Origin of the sequence: Citrobacter sp. MGH106, from assembly GCF_001037495.1 — a bacterium.
GTDB classification, from domain to species: domain Bacteria; phylum Pseudomonadota; class Gammaproteobacteria; order Enterobacterales; family Enterobacteriaceae; genus Citrobacter; species Citrobacter murliniae.
The window spans coordinates 3689001-3704809 of record NZ_KQ089822.1 but is presented as its reverse complement, the minus strand read 5'-3'; the positions used below and the strand labels follow the sequence as shown (position 1 = coordinate 3704809).

Annotated in this window: 13 protein-coding genes and 1 riboswitch; of the genes, 4 read left to right on the top strand and 9 right to left on the bottom strand. The window is 53.3% G+C overall.

The features are described 5' to 3' along the window. Nucleotides 1-80: 80 nt before the first annotated feature. From polB to araB, 4 genes are all read right to left on the bottom strand, one after another. Entirely contained in the window at nucleotides 81-2432 is a 2352-nt protein-coding gene (gene polB, locus SK36_RS17305; protein ID WP_048222071.1) for a DNA polymerase II, read from the bottom strand. Between the two features lie 112 nt (nucleotides 2433-2544). Beyond that, nucleotides 2545-3240: an L-ribulose-5-phosphate 4-epimerase gene (gene araD, locus SK36_RS17300; protein WP_048222070.1), complete on the bottom strand. Its 696-nt coding sequence runs from the start codon at nucleotides 3238-3240 to the stop codon at nucleotides 2545-2547. A gap of 11 nt (nucleotides 3241-3251) precedes the next feature. Further along, nucleotides 3252-4754, bottom strand: coding sequence for an L-arabinose isomerase (gene araA / locus SK36_RS17295; protein ID WP_045439719.1), 1503 nt, complete (start codon nucleotides 4752-4754; stop codon nucleotides 3252-3254). A 10-nt stretch (nucleotides 4755-4764) separates the two neighbouring features. Then, a complete protein-coding gene (gene araB / locus SK36_RS17290) occupies nucleotides 4765-6474 on the bottom strand; it encodes a ribulokinase (RefSeq protein WP_048222069.1) in 1710 nt (569 codons plus the stop codon). Between the two features lie 339 nt (nucleotides 6475-6813). On the opposite strand from araB, the gene araC reads away from it, so the two are divergent. Together araC and SK36_RS17280 are read left to right on the top strand one after the other, a co-directional pair. After that, nucleotides 6814-7659, top strand: coding sequence for an arabinose operon transcriptional regulator AraC (gene araC, locus SK36_RS17285; RefSeq protein WP_045439726.1), 846 nt, complete (start codon nucleotides 6814-6816; stop codon nucleotides 7657-7659). Nucleotides 7660-7778: 119 nt separating this feature from the next. Continuing rightward, nucleotides 7779-8546 (top strand): DedA family protein, encoded by a 768-nt coding sequence (locus SK36_RS17280; RefSeq protein ID WP_045439729.1) that lies wholly within the window; start codon nucleotides 7779-7781, stop codon nucleotides 8544-8546. Here SK36_RS17280 and thiQ read toward each other — a convergent pair. The 4 genes from thiQ to sgrR form a co-directional block, all read right to left on the bottom strand. Beyond that, nucleotides 8540-9241 carry a thiamine ABC transporter ATP-binding protein ThiQ gene (gene thiQ, locus SK36_RS17275; RefSeq protein ID WP_048222068.1) on the bottom strand — a complete coding sequence of 234 codons (702 nt, stop codon included), beginning with the start codon at nucleotides 9239-9241 and terminating at the stop codon, nucleotides 8540-8542. The genes SK36_RS17280 and thiQ overlap by 7 nt on opposite strands. Next, nucleotides 9225-10835, bottom strand: coding sequence for a thiamine/thiamine pyrophosphate ABC transporter permease ThiP (gene thiP / locus SK36_RS17270; RefSeq protein ID WP_048222067.1), 1611 nt, complete (start codon nucleotides 10833-10835; stop codon nucleotides 9225-9227). The genes thiQ and thiP overlap by 17 nt, the downstream gene beginning before the upstream one ends. After that, nucleotides 10811-11794, bottom strand: coding sequence for a thiamine ABC transporter substrate binding subunit (thiB, locus tag SK36_RS17265; protein WP_048222066.1), 984 nt, complete (start codon nucleotides 11792-11794; stop codon nucleotides 10811-10813). Before thiB ends, thiP begins: the two co-directional genes overlap by 25 nt. A gap of 31 nt (nucleotides 11795-11825) precedes the next feature. Further along, nucleotides 11826-11926: riboswitch (TPP riboswitch) on the bottom strand. Between the two features lie 35 nt (nucleotides 11927-11961). After that, the gene (sgrR, locus tag SK36_RS17260) at nucleotides 11962-13617 is read right to left on the bottom strand and encodes an HTH-type transcriptional regulator SgrR (protein ID WP_048222065.1); all 1656 of its coding nucleotides are present in this window, start codon (nucleotides 13615-13617) and stop codon (nucleotides 11962-11964) included. Nucleotides 13618-13716: 99 nt separating this feature from the next. On the opposite strand from sgrR, the gene sgrT reads away from it, so the two are divergent. Then, nucleotides 13717-13839, top strand: coding sequence for a glucose uptake inhibitor SgrT (gene sgrT, locus SK36_RS17255; protein ID WP_045439749.1), 123 nt, complete (start codon nucleotides 13717-13719; stop codon nucleotides 13837-13839). Between the two features lie 127 nt (nucleotides 13840-13966). Then, nucleotides 13967-15145 carry a sugar efflux transporter gene (locus tag SK36_RS17250; RefSeq protein WP_045439752.1) on the top strand — a complete coding sequence of 393 codons (1179 nt, stop codon included), beginning with the start codon at nucleotides 13967-13969 and terminating at the stop codon, nucleotides 15143-15145. Nucleotides 15146-15195: 50 nt separating this feature from the next. Here SK36_RS17250 and leuD read toward each other — a convergent pair whose 3' ends face one another. After that, nucleotides 15196-15801, bottom strand: a complete 606-nt coding sequence (gene leuD, locus SK36_RS17245) for a 3-isopropylmalate dehydratase small subunit (protein ID WP_045439755.1) — start codon at nucleotides 15799-15801, stop codon at nucleotides 15196-15198. Nucleotides 15802-15809 lie beyond the last annotated feature (8 nt).

The window sequence follows — 15809 nt, the reverse complement described above, 5'->3', positions numbered from 1 at the left end:
AAATCAGTGGTAGTGATGTTAAATGGGTCCAGGAATGGAAAGGGCGCTATGGTACTGGATGGCGACGCATTCGTCACGCGTCAAAATAACCCCAGTTGCCCTGTGAGTAGTGTAGCAAAGTTATCATCAATAAAGGGAAGAATTCCCTCCGCAACAGGCTGTAGCTGGCGCGTAAGATAATGTTCGTAATCCAGCGCAGATAATTGATAATCCACCGGTTCCGGGCCGTTTATCGTCCAGACATATTTGATGGTACCGCGGTTTTGATACTGCGGAGGGCGGCCCAGCTTTACGTTTTGTTCGTCAGCAAGCCGTGCGGCACGCACGTGTGGCGGCACATTACGTTGGTATTCGTTCAACGGGCGACGCAGGCGCTTGCGGTAAACCAGTTGGTCATCAAGCTCTCCCGCCATCAGTTTATCAATGGTTTCGCGGATAAACTCCTGATAGGGCTCGTTACGAAAAATACGCAGATACAGCGTTTGCTGAAACTGCTGCGCCAGCGGCGTCCAGTCGGTGCGCACTGTTTCCAGCCCTTTGAAGACCATACGCTGTTGGTCTCCATCCTGAATGAGTCCGGCGTAGCGTTTCTTGCTGCCCGTATCCGCACCGCGAATCGTCGGCATCAGAAAACGGCAGAAGTGGGTTTCAAACTCCAGTTCCAGGGCGCTGGTCAAATTCTGTTGTTGCAGCGATTGTGCCCACCAGGTATTGACGTGATTCACCAATTGCTGGCCAATCTTTCCGGCCTCCTCTTCTGAGTGTGCGCCTTTGAGCCAGACAAAGGTTGAGTCGGTATCGCCATAGATGACGTCGTATCCCTGAGCTTCAATCAGTGCTTTGGTCTGGCGCATGATCGCATGGCCGCGCATGGTAATTGATGAAGCCAGCCGTGGATCAAAAAAACGACAGGCGGTTGTTCCAAGCACGCCGTAAAACGCGTTCATGATGATTTTCAGCGCCTGAGAAAGCGGCTTATTACCGCGGCGTTTAGCCTCATCGCGTCCGTGCCAGATCTGGGTAACGATCTCCGGGAGGCAGTGTTTTTCGCGCGAGAACCAGGCATCAAGAAAACCTTCGGTACTGTGTACCGGGTCAGGATGCGCCATACCTTCAATTAACCCCACCGGGTCGATTAAAAAAGTCCGAATGATTGAGGGATACAGGCTTTTATAGTCCAGTACCAGCACGGAATCGTACAAACCCGGGCGCGAATCCATCACGTAGCCGCCGGGGCTGGCGTGAGGAGGGACTTCCCCCAGATTCGGTGCCACGTAGCCGGCGCGGTGCATGCGCGGTAAATAGAGATGGCCGAAGGCGGCAACGGAACCACCGTGCCGGTCGACAGGCAGGCCGTTGACCGTCGAGCGTTCCAGCAGAAATGGCATGATTTCAGTTTTATGAAAAATGCGCGTGACCAGTTCGCAGTCTTTAAGGTTGTATGTGGCAAGCGCAGGCTTATCGTTAGCGAATCGGCGGTCAATTTCGTCCATTCGATCCCACGGGTTATCAATAGATTTCCCTTCTCCCAGCAGCTCTTGCGAAACCGTCTCCAGTGAAAACGATGAGAAATTCCAGAATGCTGATTTAAGCGCTTCAATGCCGTCAATAATCAGACGGCCTTTAGCCTGGGCGAAGAAAACGCCATTTTTGAAACCATGCTCGCGCCACTCCAGCTCGCTGTTATCGCGGCCAAAACGCAGTGGAATACGATAACGTTCGGCATGATTTTGCAAGACGCGTAAATCGAACTGCACCACGTTCCAGCCGATAATCACATCAGGATCGTGACGTGCTATCCAGTCGTTGAGTTTTTCCAGCAACTGAGGACGACTTGCCACGTACTCAAGTGCAAAATCAAGCTGTGAGGCATCACCATTTGCCGGGCCGAGCATATACACAATGCGTTGTCCGCAGCCTTCAAGGCCAATGCAGTACAGTTCACCGTGTCGTGTCGTTTCGATATCCAGTGATACCCATTTCAGAGGGGGACGGTAGTCTGGATTCGGCTTCAGGCGGGCATTTACAAGCGTGTTGCCGCGTCTGTCGCCTTCGACCCAAACGGGGGACGTGACAAAGCGTTCCATCAGATAACGCTCTGGTGGGCGCACGTCTGCCTCGTACACCGTCACTGCGTTTTCTCGCAGCAGTTTTTCCAGACGCATAAGCTGACGATGTGAACGGCAATACAGGCCAGAAACAGGTTGTCGGTGAAAATCTTGCAAATTGAGCGGCGTCAGGCGATAGCCGTTTTCACTACTTAATAATGAGGTGACTCGGGAAACCTGACTTGTGGGGATAAAGGCGACCGACTCTTGAGGCGCAAGCGTGACAAGCAGTGGCCCATCGTCTGTTGCCAGCCAGAATGAAACCTCTGTCCCCTGCGAGGTATCCCGCCAGTGTCGGGTTAAAATAAAACCTGCCTGCGCCACGCTGTGTATCCATCAAAAAACCAGGCATGATTATAGCCTGGTTCTGAGGAGTTTGCTGTGGTTTTATACAGTTGTATGCCGCCAGAGCGCGCTGCACTGCTTGAGTAATTCGCTACTGTCCGTAATAGGCCTTGGCACCGTGTTTACGCAGATAGTGTTTGTCCAGCAGGGTTTGCTGCATATTCGGCAGTTGTGGCGCGAGCTGGCGGCAGAAAATCCCCATATAGGCGACTTCCTCCAGCACAATCGCGTTGTGTACGGCGTCTTCGGCATTTTTACCCCAGGCAAACGGGCCGTGAGAGTGCACCAGCACCCCCGGCATTTGCGCTGCGTCAATGCCTTGCTTCTCGAAGGTTTCAACGATCACATTACCGGTTTCCCACTCATATTCCCCGTTGATTTCGGCGTCGGTCATTTGACGCGTGCAGGGAATAGCCCCGTAGAAGTAGTCCGCATGTGTTGTGCCTGTTGCCGGAATCGACTGACCTGCCTGTGCCCAGATGGTCGCGTGACGCGAATGGGTGTGGACAATGCCGCCAATGGTCGGAAACGCCTGATACAGCAAACGGTGGGTTGGGGTATCGGAAGACGGTTTTTTCTCTCCTTCTACCACTTCACCCGTTGCAATACTGATGACGACCATATCATCAGCGGTCATAACACTGTAATCGACACCGGAAGGTTTTATTACAAATACGCCGCGCTCGCGGTCCACGGCACTAACGTTTCCCCAGGTCAGGGTAACCAGGTTGTGCTTCGGTAGCGCCAGGTTCGCTTCCAGTACCTGACGTTTGAGATCATCTAACATGTTTATCACCCTTAACGTTTCAAACCGTAATACACCTCATTCCAGCGCAGCGCGTCCTTGAAGGCCGGCAGGCGTGTATCGTTGTCGATCACGGTGATCTCGATATCGTGCATTTCAGCAAACTGACGCATGTCGTTCAGATCCAGCGCGTGACTGAAGACGGTATGGTGCGCGCCACCAGCAAGGATCCAGGCCTCTGATGCGGTGGGGAGATCCGGCTGGGCTTTCCATAATGCGTTAGCCACCGGTAGTTTCGGCAGGTCGTGCGGGGTTTGTACCGTGTCGATGCAGTTAACCAGCAGACGAAAGCGATCGCCGAGATCGATCAGGCTGGCAACCACTGCCGGGCCGGTTTTGGTGTTGAAGATCAAGCGGGCAGGATCGTCTTTACCACCGATGCCAAGATGCTGTACGTCGAGGATCGGTTTCTCTTCCACCGCGATAGACGGACAGACTTCCAGCATGTGCGAGCCGAGCACCAGATCGTTACCCTTCTCAAAGTGGTAGGTGTAATCCTCCATAAATGAGGTGCCGCCCTGCAGACCGGTTGACATCACCTTCATGATGCGAAGCAGAGCGGCTGTTTTCCAGTCGCCTTCGCCCGCAAAGCCGTAGCCTTGCTGCATCAGACGTTGTACGGCCAGACCCGGGAGTTGCTTCAGGCCGTGCAAATCTTCAAATGTGGTGGTAAAGGCGTGGAACCCACCCTGTTCCAGAAAGCGCTTCATCCCCAGTTCAATACGAGCTGCTTCCAGCACATTCTGACGCTTTTCGCCGTGGATCTGCGTTGCTGGTGTCATGGTGTAGCTGCTTTCGTACTCGTCGATCAGCGCATTAATATCGCCGTCGCTAATAGCGTTTACCACCTGAACCAGATCGCCAACAGCCCAGGTGTTAACGGAGAAACCAAATTTAATCTGGGCGGCAACTTTGTCACCGTCGGTGACAGCCACTTCACGCATGTTGTCGCCAAAGCGGCACACTTTCAGGTGGCGGGTATCCTGTTTGGATACAGCCTGGCGCATCCATGAACCGATACGCTCGTGCGCCTGCTTGTCCTGCCAGTGACCGGTGACGACGGCATGCTGTTGACGCATTCGCGCGCCGATAAAGCCGAACTCACGACCACCGTGCGCAGTCTGGTTCAGATTCATAAAGTCCATATCAATGCTATCCCACGGTAGGGCAGCGTTGAACTGGGTGTGAAACTGCAGCAGCGGCTTGTTAAGGATCGTCAGGCCGTTGATCCACATTTTGGCCGGAGAGAAGGTGTGCAGCCAGACCACCATCCCAGCGCAACGATCGTCATAGCTGGCATCACGACAAATTGCGGTGATCTCGTCAGGTGAAGTTCCCAACGGTTTTAAAACCAGTTTGCAGGGCAGTTTTGCTTCGGTATTCAGCGCGTTTACGACGTGCTCGGCATGTTGGGTTACCTGACGCAGAGTTTCTGGCCCATACAGATGCTGGCTACCAATCACAAACCACACTTCATAGTTATTAAAAATCGTCATTGTCGTGTCCTTAATGTGTCAGGGTTGCCTGGTTGACCGGGGCTGTTTGCGCCGGAGCGGCAGTCGGAAGATATTGTTGTTCAGCGCTTACAGCCCACTGCTGGTAGCGGCGATAAAGCTGTTCAAAACGTTGAGCTTGTTCGGTGCGAGGTTGCAGCGTGTTTTCCACAGCACTTGCCATTTTTTGCTGAGCGGTCGGGATATCGGCGTGAACTTTTGCGGCGACGGCGGCAAAGATGGCTGCGCCAAGCGCACAGCATTGATCTGAAGCGACAATCTGCAGCGGGCGATTAAGTACGTCGCAGCAGGCTTGCATGATGATCGGGTTTTTACGCGCGATGCCGCCGAGGGCCATCACGTTGTTGACTGCAATACCTTGTTCGGTAAAGCATTCCATGATGGCACGTGCGCCAAATGCCGTTGCGGCAATCAGGCCACCAAACAGTGCTGGAGCATCGGTCGCAAGGTTAAGATCGGTAATGACCCCTTTCAGGCGCTGGTTGGCATTTGGTGTACGACGACCGTTGAACCAGTCGAGTACCACCGGCAGATGATCCAGCGAAGGATTATTCGCCCATGCTTCGGTCAGCGCGGGCAGCAACTGTTTTTGGCTGGCTTTAATTTGAGCTTTCAGTTCAGGGTGCTGCGCTACAAGCTGATCCAGTGGCCAGCTCAATACGCGGCTAAACCAGGCATAGATATCGCCGAAGGCGGATTGACCAGCCTCCAGACCAATAAAATGGGGTACGACGCTGCCATCAACCTGACCGCAAATTCCCTTCACCGCGCGCTCACCCACGCTTTGCTTGTCGGCTATCAGAATGTCGCAGGTAGAAGTGCCAATAACTTTTACCAGCGTATTGGGTTGCGCTCCTGCGCCGACTGCTCCCATATGGCAGTCAAATGCGCCGCCTGAAATCACCACGCTTTCTGGCAAACCGAGGCGTTGCGCCCATTCGGCACACAGCGTGCCAACAGGCAGGTCAGCGGTGAAGGTGTCAGTAAACATCGGGTATTGCAGATGGCGGTTGATAAGCGGGTCGAGCTCATCAAAGAAACTTGCCGGAGGTAACCCCCCCCAACTTTCATGCCACAGAGACTTGTGTCCGGCGCTACAGCGTCCACGACGAATATCCTGTGGACGCACAGTATTTGAGAGCAGGGCCGGAACCCAGTCACACAGTTCAACCCAGGAGGCTGCGGCCTGTGCAACAGCGTTGTCCTGACGGGTAACGTGCAGGATTTTTGCCCAGAACCATTCGCTGGAGTAAATACCGCCGATATAGCGGGAATAATCGGCTTTGCCTGGCGTGTGGCACAGGCGGGTAATTTCTTCTGCTTCTTCTACTGAAGTGTGATCTTTCCACAACACGAACATGGCGTTCGGATTGTCAGCGAACGCCGGGTGCAGTGCGAGGACGTTGCCATCGGCATCAACGGGAGCCGGGGTTGAACCCGTACTGTCAACGCCAATCCCGACCACTTCCTCGCGCTGCTCAGCGCTCAGTTCGGCCAGCACAGTTTTGAGCGCCGCTTCCATTGATTCAATATAGTCACGCGGATGATGGCGAAACTGGTTATTTGGGCCATCGCAATACAGCCCTTCCTGCCAGCGTGGATACCACTCTACGCTGGTGGCGATTTCCTTGCCGCTGTCACAGTCCACCGCCAGAGCTCGTACTGAATCACTACCAAAATCGAGGCCAATTGCAATTGCCATCGTCTTGCTCCATCCAAAAAAACAGGTATGGATAAACAGTAGATAGTAGGGATAAAAACCGTCAGGCAGGATCCGCTAATCTTATGGATTAAAATGCTGTGACATCACAAAGTGTGACGCTGTGCAAATAATCAATGTGGACATTTCTGCCGTAGTTATAGACACTTTTGTTAGCCGTTTTTGTCGTCGATGTGGTACGGCTTTTTTACAAGATGCTTTTCACAAGCGGGGTTTATGGTCAATTTCTGAAAACACGGCGATCCACTAAAGCGAGGGTGACGATGTCTTGCGCAATATGGACGATTTGTTTCTTATCAGAGCATCGGGAGTATTGAAATTATGGCTGAAACGCAAAACGATCCCCTGCTGCCGGGTTATTCGTTTAACGCACATCTGGTGGCGGGATTAACCCCCATTGAAGCAAACGGATACCTGGATTTTTTTATCGACAGGCCGTTAGGGATGAAGGGCTATATCTTGAACCTTACCATCCGTGGGGAAGGGGTTATCAATAATCAGGGCAAGCAGTTTGTCTGCCGGCCAGGTGATATTTTATTGTTCCCACCGGGTGAAATTCACCACTACGGACGCCACCCCGATGCCAGCGAATGGTATCACCAGTGGGTCTATTTTCGACCACGCGCATACTGGCAGGAGTGGCTGACCTGGCCGACGATTTTTGCTCAGACTGGTTTTTTTCGTCCGGACGAAGCGCATCAGCCGCATTTTAACGAACTGTTTGGTCAGATCATCAGTGCCGGACAGGGGGAAGGGCGATACTCGGAACTGCTGGCGATTAATCTGCTGGAGCAACTGCTGCTCAGACGTATGGAAGCAATTAATGAATCGCTGCACCCGCCGATGGATAACCGCGTACGTGATGCCTGCCAGTACATCAGCGATCACCTTGCAGACAGCAATTTTGATATTGCCAGCGTCGCACAACATGTCTGCCTGTCGCCATCGCGTTTATCGCACCTGTTCCGCCAGCAGTTGGGTATTAGCGTATTGAGCTGGCGTGAGGATCAGCGTATTAGCCAGGCTAAACTCCTGTTGAGCACCACGCGCATGCCTATCGCTACGGTCGGGCGTAATGTTGGATTTGACGATCAGCTCTATTTCTCGCGTGTTTTCAAGAAATGTACCGGTGCCAGCCCAAGCGAATTTCGTGCAGGGTGTGAATAAAAAGTGAATGATGTGTCCTGAAAGTTGTCATATCTCGCAAACTATTCAGACAAATGATGGCTTGACGAAGTTGGGAAGGGTTATCAGAATCCCTGCTTCGTAAATCTGACGGACACATTATGCAAGCATTGCTGGAACACTTTATCCTCCAGTCCGCCGTGTACTCTTTGATAGCCGTACTACTGGTGGCTTTTCTGGAGTCACTGGCGTTGGTGGGCCTGATTTTACCCGGTACCGTAATGATGGCGGGGCTGGGCGCACTGATTGGCAGTGGTGAACTGAACTTCTGGCACGCCTGGCTTGCGGGCATCGTTGGTTGTTTGTTGGGTGACTGGATCTCTTTCTGGCTGGGATGGCGCTTTAAAAAGCCGCTTCATCGCTGGTCTTTTATGAAAAAGAACAAGGCATTACTGGATAAAACTGAACATGCGCTCCATCAGCACAGCATGTTCACCATTCTGGTAGGCCGTTTTGTAGGGCCGACGCGCCCGCTGGTGCCGATGGTGGCGGGTATGCTGGATCTGCCGGTCACAAAATTTATCGTGCCCAATATCATTGGTTGCATACTGTGGCCCCCTTTCTATTTTTTGCCGGGTATTCTGGCTGGCGCGGCGATTGATATTCCTTCTGAGATACAGAGCGGGGATTTCAAATGGTTGTTGCTGGCGACGGCGCTGCTGCTGTGGGTTGGAGGCTGGCTGTGCTGGCGACTGTGGCGCAGTGGCAAAGCCGCGGTTGATCGTTTAACGCCGTATTTGCCACGAGGCCGTCTGCTCTGGCTGGCACCACTTATTCTCGGTATCGGCGTTGTTGCGCTGGTTGCCCTGGTGCGCCATCCATTGATGCCTGTTTATATTGATATTCTGCGCAAAGTGGTTGGCTACTGACGCTCAATTCCGAGCAATGCTGAGGCACTGGCATGACCGCTTAATAACTCATCCGTTTTGCCTTGCCACGCTATACGTCCGTCGGCGACCACAATTGAACGCGGCGCAATACGCGCGGCGTCTTCTACGCTGTGTGACACCATCAGCAGAGTCAATTGCTTCTCACGACAAACATCGGCTACCAGCGTTAGCATCTCCTGACGCAGAGCGGGGTCGAGCGCGGAAAACGGTTCGTCGAGCAGTAACACGGGCTGTTCGCGAACCAGACAGCGTGCCAGAGCGACGCGTTGCCTCTGTCCGCCGGAAAGCTCGCCGGGAAGTCTCTCCAGCAGGTTTTCGATCCCCATTTGTTTGGCGATATGGTGCATTTTCTCCTGCTGAAACGCGTTCAGTTTTAATCCCGGATTAAGGCCCAGGCCAATGTTTTGCTGTACGCTCAGGTGACTGAACAGGTTGTTTTCCTGAAACAGCATGGAAACAGGACGACGAGAGGGCGGCGTGGCGGTGTGATCTTCACCTTCAATCAACATGGTACCACTGGCCGGTGTCAGAAATCCGGCGATCAGATTCAATAGGGTACTTTTCCCGGCACCGCTTGGCCCAAGTACCGCGACCTGCTCACCCCGCGCAACTGACAACGTAAAGCGCATCGGCAAATGGTGGTACAGCCATGTGATATCAATCAGTTTTAACATTTCGACCCGGTAATTTCTCAATAACGGTAAACAGCGTAAAGCACAGGAGAAGCAACAATAATGCCGTTACCGCACCATCCTGGCTGCGATAAGAACCAATTTGCTGATACAGGTAAAATGGCAGCGTGCGGAAATCATCATTACCAAACAACGCCACCACGCCAAAATCGCCAATAGAGAGCACGCAGGCAAAGGCCATTGCCTGCGCCAGCGGACGTTTCAGGGCGCGCAGTTCAACCACTTTCAGCCGTGACCACCCTTCAATACCCAAAGACTGACACAACCTACTGTAGCGTGTGGTTACATCACGCATTGGATTTTCCAGCACTTTTAACGCGTAAGGGATCGCCATCAGCGCATTGGTGAAAATGACAATGCCATCCGCAGAGTCCGGTAGCCCTATAGTGTCGTTAAGCAACAGGAAGAAGCCGGTAGCCAGCACAATGCCCGGCATGGCGAGTATCATCATGCCGCTAAGTTCCAGCGTCTGGCCTGCCAGTACCTGCTGTCGGGCACGCAGTTCGCGGCTGCTCCATAGCAGCATCATGGTGAGAATAACGCACAACATGCCTGCTGCCAGCGCGATGCGCAGTGAGGTCCACAGCGCTTGCCACAGTACTGGCTGCATAAGCACATCCAGTACATGGCGATTTAAACCATCGACCATCACCGCCAGCAGCGGCGGCAGCAACAGCAGCAGGGCCAGAATAATCAGGATTGCGTCAGCTAGGCGGCTGTGCAGGCGATCGTCGGGATCGCGCCACCCCTGGACCAGCGTGGTACCGGGGGCGATCGCCCGGCTCAGACGTTGGCTAAGCAGCACAAGGGCTAAACAACAAATCATCTGGATCAGCGCCAGCATGGCGGCTCGGGCAGGATCGTAATCAAAGCTCAGCGCCTGATAGATAGCCAGCTCAATGGTGGTTGCTTGTGGCCCACCACCGAGCGACAAGACGGTAGCGAAGCTGGCGAAACACAGCATAAAGATGAGTGCAGCGACGGGGAGGATCTGACGACGCAGCCATGGCCATTCAACAAAGCGGAAGAAATGCCAGCCGCGCATACCTAACTGCGCTGCGAGCTGACGCTGTTCACCGGGAATATTCTCCAGTGATTGCAGCAGTAAGCGGCTGGCCATTGGGAGATTGAAAAAGACGTGGGCCAGCAGAATGCCCTGCAGGCCGTACGGGGAAAACGTCCATTCCAGTCCGAATGTTTGCCAGATTGAGGCCAGCCAGCCCTGGCGACCATATACGCTGAGGATACCAAAGACGGCGACCAGCACAGGCAGGATCAGCGTCATCGCGCACAGGCGCAGCAACGCCAGACGTCCGGGAAAACGGCGGCGATAGAGTGCTCTGGCGAGGAAAATCGCCGGGATGACGGACAGCGCTGCGGATAAAAACGCCTGCCAGAAGGAAAAGCGCACCACGTGCCACAGGTAGCTGTCCTGCAACAGCGAGAACCAGTCCCCTTGTGGCGCGTTAAACCACAGCGCCAGAAATGCTGCCAGAGCGACAGCCACCATCAGCGTGGCGGCTGAAAGCCCTGGTATCAGCCAGCCGGGTATTAACGGCTGACGGCGCGTTGCCATTCGCTAATCCATGCCTGACGTTGGGTTGCTACCTGCTGCGGAGTAAATTCCAGTGCGGTAGATGGTTTTTCCAGTTGCTCAAATCCTGGCGGCAGGGCGACCTGGGTAACCGGATACATCCAGTTGCCCGTCGGAATGGCGTTCTGGAATGCCGGAGAGACCATAAATTTAAGGAATTTTTCTGCAAGTTCCGGCTGCTTGCTGGCAGCGGTGCGGGCAGCAACTTCAACCTGCAGATAGTGACCTTCGCTAAAATTCGCGGCGGCGTAGTTGTCTTTCTTCTCTCCGATGATGTGATACGCAGGAGAAGTTGTATAGCTTAGTACCAGATCACTTTCACCTTTCAGAAACAGGCCGTAGGCTTCACTCCAGCCTTTGGTGACGGTGACGGTTTTTGCTGCTAGTTTCTGCCAGGCTTCTGGCGTTTTATCGCCATAGACTTTTTGCATCCACAGCAGCAGTCCCAGACCCGGCGTGCTGGTGCGTGGGTCCTGGTAGATTACACGCCATTTTTGGTCGCTCTCGACCAGTTCCTTCAGGCTTTTCGGCGGGTTTTTCAGCTTGTTTTTGTCATAAACGAAGGCGAAATAGCCGTAATCAAACGGTACAAACGTGTCGTTTTTCCAGCCGCCAGGGACTGCGATGGTATCGTTCGCCACGTCGCTTTTGGCAAACAGTTTGGTTTGCATTGCGGCTTCAAGCAGGTTGTTGTCCAGACCAAGTACTACGTCGGCTTTACTGTTTTTTCCTTCCATACGCAGGCGGTTCAGCAGTGATACACCATCTTCCAGCGCCACCAGTTTTAGCTCACAGTTGCAGTCAGCTTCAAAGGCTTTTTTGATGGTTGGACCGGGGCCCCAGTCAGCGGCGAACGAGTCGTAGGTATAGACAGTCAAAACAGGTTTGGCGAAGGCAGGCGCTGCGCACAGTAGCAGCAGGGGAAGACATTTTTTTAACACTTTGCACCTCATTAAAAGAGTGGCAAAGGACTTGAGCTGTAGCCTCAAATCCCTTCGCCGGCGTTATCCGGATCAGGTTCGACGGGTATTTTCTCAGCCCGCGCACTCGGCGCAGCACCCCGTTGAGAACGGCACATTGTAATGATTACGTGAATAAATCAAAAGCCTTAAGGATCCGGTGGTGCGAACCATGCAGATTTAAAATCAAACCAGCCGAGGGTATTCATACGTAACCCGCGCATACTCCGCTGTCCCTGAATGATCAGCCAGTGATGGATCAGCGGCACAATAGCTTTACTGGCAAGCAGTTGCTGGCACCACGCTGCCAGACTCATTTCGCCGGTGCGCCAGCGGGCGGCGTCGCTTTCCCAGTCCAGAGAAATACAGTTTTGCAGCAGCGGGACTTCGCATAAATGGGCGAACAGTGAGAAGTCCAGTGGCAAGGTAAAGTTGGCACTGTTGAGCCAGATATCGCTGACGGTCTCGCCTGCATGCCATTGATCGTAGTCGATCTCCTGAATATTCAGCTGTACCTGATGTTCCGCAAGTAATGTTTTCATGATCTGCGCGATAACCCGATGCTCGATATGATCGCGGTAGTAGGTAAGCGTCAGCGTTTCCAGCCCTGCCGGTTTTTCACCGAGTCCTGGTCTCGCGTGATGCCAGCGGGGGAGTAATCCGTAGGCGGGAAACCAATGCCGCTGATACTGTTCGTCAGCCTGAAAAATTAAATTCGTCGGTGAGAGAATGCGGCTTACCCATTCGCGAACGTCCTGATTTGCCCCTCGATGGGAACGTGAATCAAACAGCATGTAGTAGCAGCCTTCTTCCAGGCGGCTTTCGATCGCTTTTTCATCTTCGGTTGGGCCTTTCAGCATCAGACCGCCGCCAGGTTCTTCACCGATGTCCGGTAGGACCCAAACGTTAACTTCATCGATCAACGCCCGGTAGCCAAAGTAATCATCAAATGCGTGAATTTTTAGCTGGCTATGCGTGTTGCGCATTACCGCATAGGGGCCGGTACCAATGGGGTGGCTGGAGAAATTATTGAGCGTTTCCCATTCACGCGGCAGGATCATTGCGGGCACTTGTCCCAATAACCAGGGAAGCCAGCGATCCGCTTGCGAAAGGTGGATATCCAGCGTCCAGGCCGTGGGGGAAACAATTTGCGTGATGTGCGAGTACAGCGGCAGATTGTTAATACGCGTGAGTGAGGAAATCACATCTTCCATTTCCAGCTCGCGACCATGATGAAAATGGACCCCAGGGCGCAGGAAGAAGCGCCAGTGCAGCGGGGAAATTTGTTGCCAGTGATGTGCTATATCGGCTTCCAGTTCCCCATTTTCCTCATTTACCCGAATTAAGGCGCTGAAGATTTGCCGGGCAATGTGGGTTTCAGAACGGCGTAACGCTGTACCGGGGAGCAAGTTGTGCATAGGGCGATAGTAGAGGACACGCATGATGTGTCGGCCCTGACGAAAGCTGCGACCCAAATGGGAAACCAGCATTTGCCGTACGGCTGTTTTATCCCCGACCAGTTGCACCAGTTGATCAATACGATCCTGCTCCAGCAGGTCTTCTGCACGCTGCTGCTGGAGCGCAAGCCCGGTATAGAGAAACGTCAGGCGCGATCGTTTGCCGCGTCCGACTTCTGCTTCCCATGTTAGCCAGCCGCGTTCCTGCATGGTGTTAAGCAGGGTACGCATGTGGCGTCGGGAACAGCTAAGCAGCTCCGCCAGCTCGTTCAGCGTAGTATCTTGCGTTTTGCCGTCACAGCATTGCCACAGACGGATGAACTGTTGTTGCAAACGACCAGAAGACATAAAAGGGGAACTCCTGCGGAAAACTCAGCAATTTTATTATCCCTATATTAAGTCAATAATAGATTCCGATGAAGCGATGAGACGACAAAGGGGTCATCTATGCGTCAGTTCTGGTTGAAATACTTTACCGCGACAGAACGCTTGTCCTGGTTGGCTTGCCTGAGCGCACCGCAGCGCTTAAAGATGCTCGAAGAACTGATGCAGTGGGAGCTGACAAACTGACCTCTGAATGCCGAATTGCAGACATCATGTGTGACTGAGTATTGGTGCAGGCTACCGCCTCGATTCACCCGCCAGCAGATATTACCTGCTGGCTTTTTTTCGTTTCCGCTGCGCAAAAGGAAAGGTAATGCTCTGGATTATGACGATGGGACGGCGCCTTAACGGCGTTTATGCCGCATTTATGCTGGTTGCATTCATGATGGGCGTGGCGGGTGCATTACAGGCACCCACGCTGAGCCTGTTTCTGAGTCGTGAGGTTGGGGCGCAGCCATTTTGGGTCGGTCTGTTTTACACCGTCAATGCGATTGCCGGGATTGCGGTTAGTCTTGGTCTGGCAAAACGATCAGATAGCCAGGGCGATCGGCGTAAACTGATTATGTTCTGCTGCCTGATGGCCATTGGTAACGCGCTGTTGTTTGCCTTTAATCGCCATTATTTAACGCTGATAACCTGCGGAGTACTGCTGGCCTCACTGGCGAATACGGCTATGCCACAGCTGTTTGCGCTTGCACGAGAGTATGCTGATAACTCGGCACGCGAAGTGGTGATGTTTAGTTCGGTTATGCGTGCCCAGCTTTCGCTGGCGTGGGTGATTGGACCGCCGCTGGCCTTTATGCTGGCGCTGAATTACGGTTTTACGGCGATGTTCTCTATTGCCGCAGGCATTTTCGCGATTAGCCTGGTGCTGATCGCGCTGATACTACCATCCGTGGCTCGGGTAGCACAGCCTGTTGATGTCACGCTTGAACAGGCTGGCGGCTGGCAGGATAAAAATGTGCGCATGTTGTTTATCGCCTCTACGCTGATGTGGACCTGTAACACCATGTACATCATCGATATGCCGCTGTGGATCAGCCTTGAGCTTGGTCTGCCTGACAAGCTTGCCGGGATCCTGATGGGGACTGCGGCGGGGCTGGAAATTCCAGCGATGATTCTGGCGGGCTATTACGTGAAGCGCTTCGGTAAACGGCGGATGATGATGACTGCCGTAGCGGCTGGCGTGTTGTTTTATCTCGGCCTTATTTTCTTTCATAGCCACACGGCGTTACTTATCCTGCAGCTGTTTAATGCGGTATTTATCGGTATCGTTGCGGGGATCGGTATGCTGTGGTTTCAGGATCTGATGCCTGGGCGTGCTGGTTCGGCGACGACGTTGTTTACCAACAGTATTTCAACGGGCGTGATTCTGGCGGGGGTTATTCAGGGGGCGGTGGCGCAAAGCTACGGGCATTTTGCCGTCTACTGGGTGATTGCGGGGATTTCTCTGATTACGCTGGTGATGACCGGACGGGTAAAAGATGTGTAATCAGCGTGCCGGATAAGACACTTTTGTGTCGCTATCCGGCATGTTGAGTATCAGCGCATAAACGCCGGTTGCTTATTTTCGTAAGCGGAGATGGCGTCTTCATGCTGCAACGTCAGGCCGATGCTGTCCAGGCCATTGAGCATGCAGTGGCGGCGGAAATCATCAATTTTGAAGCTGTATGACTTATCGCCCGCTTTCACTACCTGCGCTTCAAGGTCCACTTCAAAGCGGATCCCCGGATGCGCCTGCACCAGTTTGAACAGCTCATCAACTTCTACATCGCTTAATTTCACTGGCAGAAGCTGATTGTTGAAGCTGTTGCCGTAAAAGATGTCAGCGAAGCTTGGTGCAATCACCACTTTGAAGCCGTAATCAGTCAACGCCCACGGCGCGTGTTCACGCGATGAGCCGCAGCCAAAGTTTTCCCGCGCCAGCAGAATTGAGGCACCTTTATATTCCGGGAAGTTCAGGACGAATTCTGGGTTGGGTTGTTGGCCCTTTTCATCCAGGAAACGCCAGTCATTAAACAGGTGTGCGCCGAAACCGGTACGCGTTACCTTCTGCAGAAACTGTTTAGGAATAATTGCATCAGTATCGACGTTGGCGGCATCCAGTGGGACAACCAGGCCGGTATGCTGGGTAAATTTCTCTGCCATGGTGGTTT

Bases quoted from the DNA above. Each gene is read 5' to 3' on its own strand.
- araD (WP_048222070.1), bottom strand. From the start codon at position 3,240: ATGTTAGATGATCTCAAACGTCAGGTACTGGAAGCGAACCTGGCGCTA.
- araA (WP_045439719.1), bottom strand. From the start codon at position 4,754: ATGACGATTTTTAATAACTATGAAGTGTGGTTTGTGATTGGTAGCCAG.
- araB (WP_048222069.1), bottom strand. From the start codon at position 6,474: ATGGCAATTGCAATTGGCCTCGATTTTGGTAGTGATTCAGTACGAGCT.
- araC (WP_045439726.1), top strand. From the start codon at position 6,814: ATGGCTGAAACGCAAAACGATCCCCTGCTGCCGGGTTATTCGTTTAAC.
- SK36_RS17280 (WP_045439729.1), top strand. From the start codon at position 7,779: ATGCAAGCATTGCTGGAACACTTTATCCTCCAGTCCGCCGTGTACTCT.
- thiQ (WP_048222068.1), bottom strand. From the start codon at position 9,241: ATGTTAAAACTGATTGATATCACATGGCTGTACCACCATTTGCCGATG.
- thiP (WP_048222067.1), bottom strand. From the start codon at position 10,835: ATGGCAACGCGCCGTCAGCCGTTAATACCCGGCTGGCTGATACCAGGG.
- sgrR (WP_048222065.1), bottom strand. From the start codon at position 13,617: ATGTCTTCTGGTCGTTTGCAACAACAGTTCATCCGTCTGTGGCAATGC.
- sgrT (WP_045439749.1), top strand. From the start codon at position 13,717: ATGCGTCAGTTCTGGTTGAAATACTTTACCGCGACAGAACGCTTGTCC.
- SK36_RS17250 (WP_045439752.1), top strand. From the start codon at position 13,967: ATGCTCTGGATTATGACGATGGGACGGCGCCTTAACGGCGTTTATGCC.
- leuD (WP_045439755.1), bottom strand. From the start codon at position 15,801: ATGGCAGAGAAATTTACCCAGCATACCGGCCTGGTTGTCCCACTGGAT.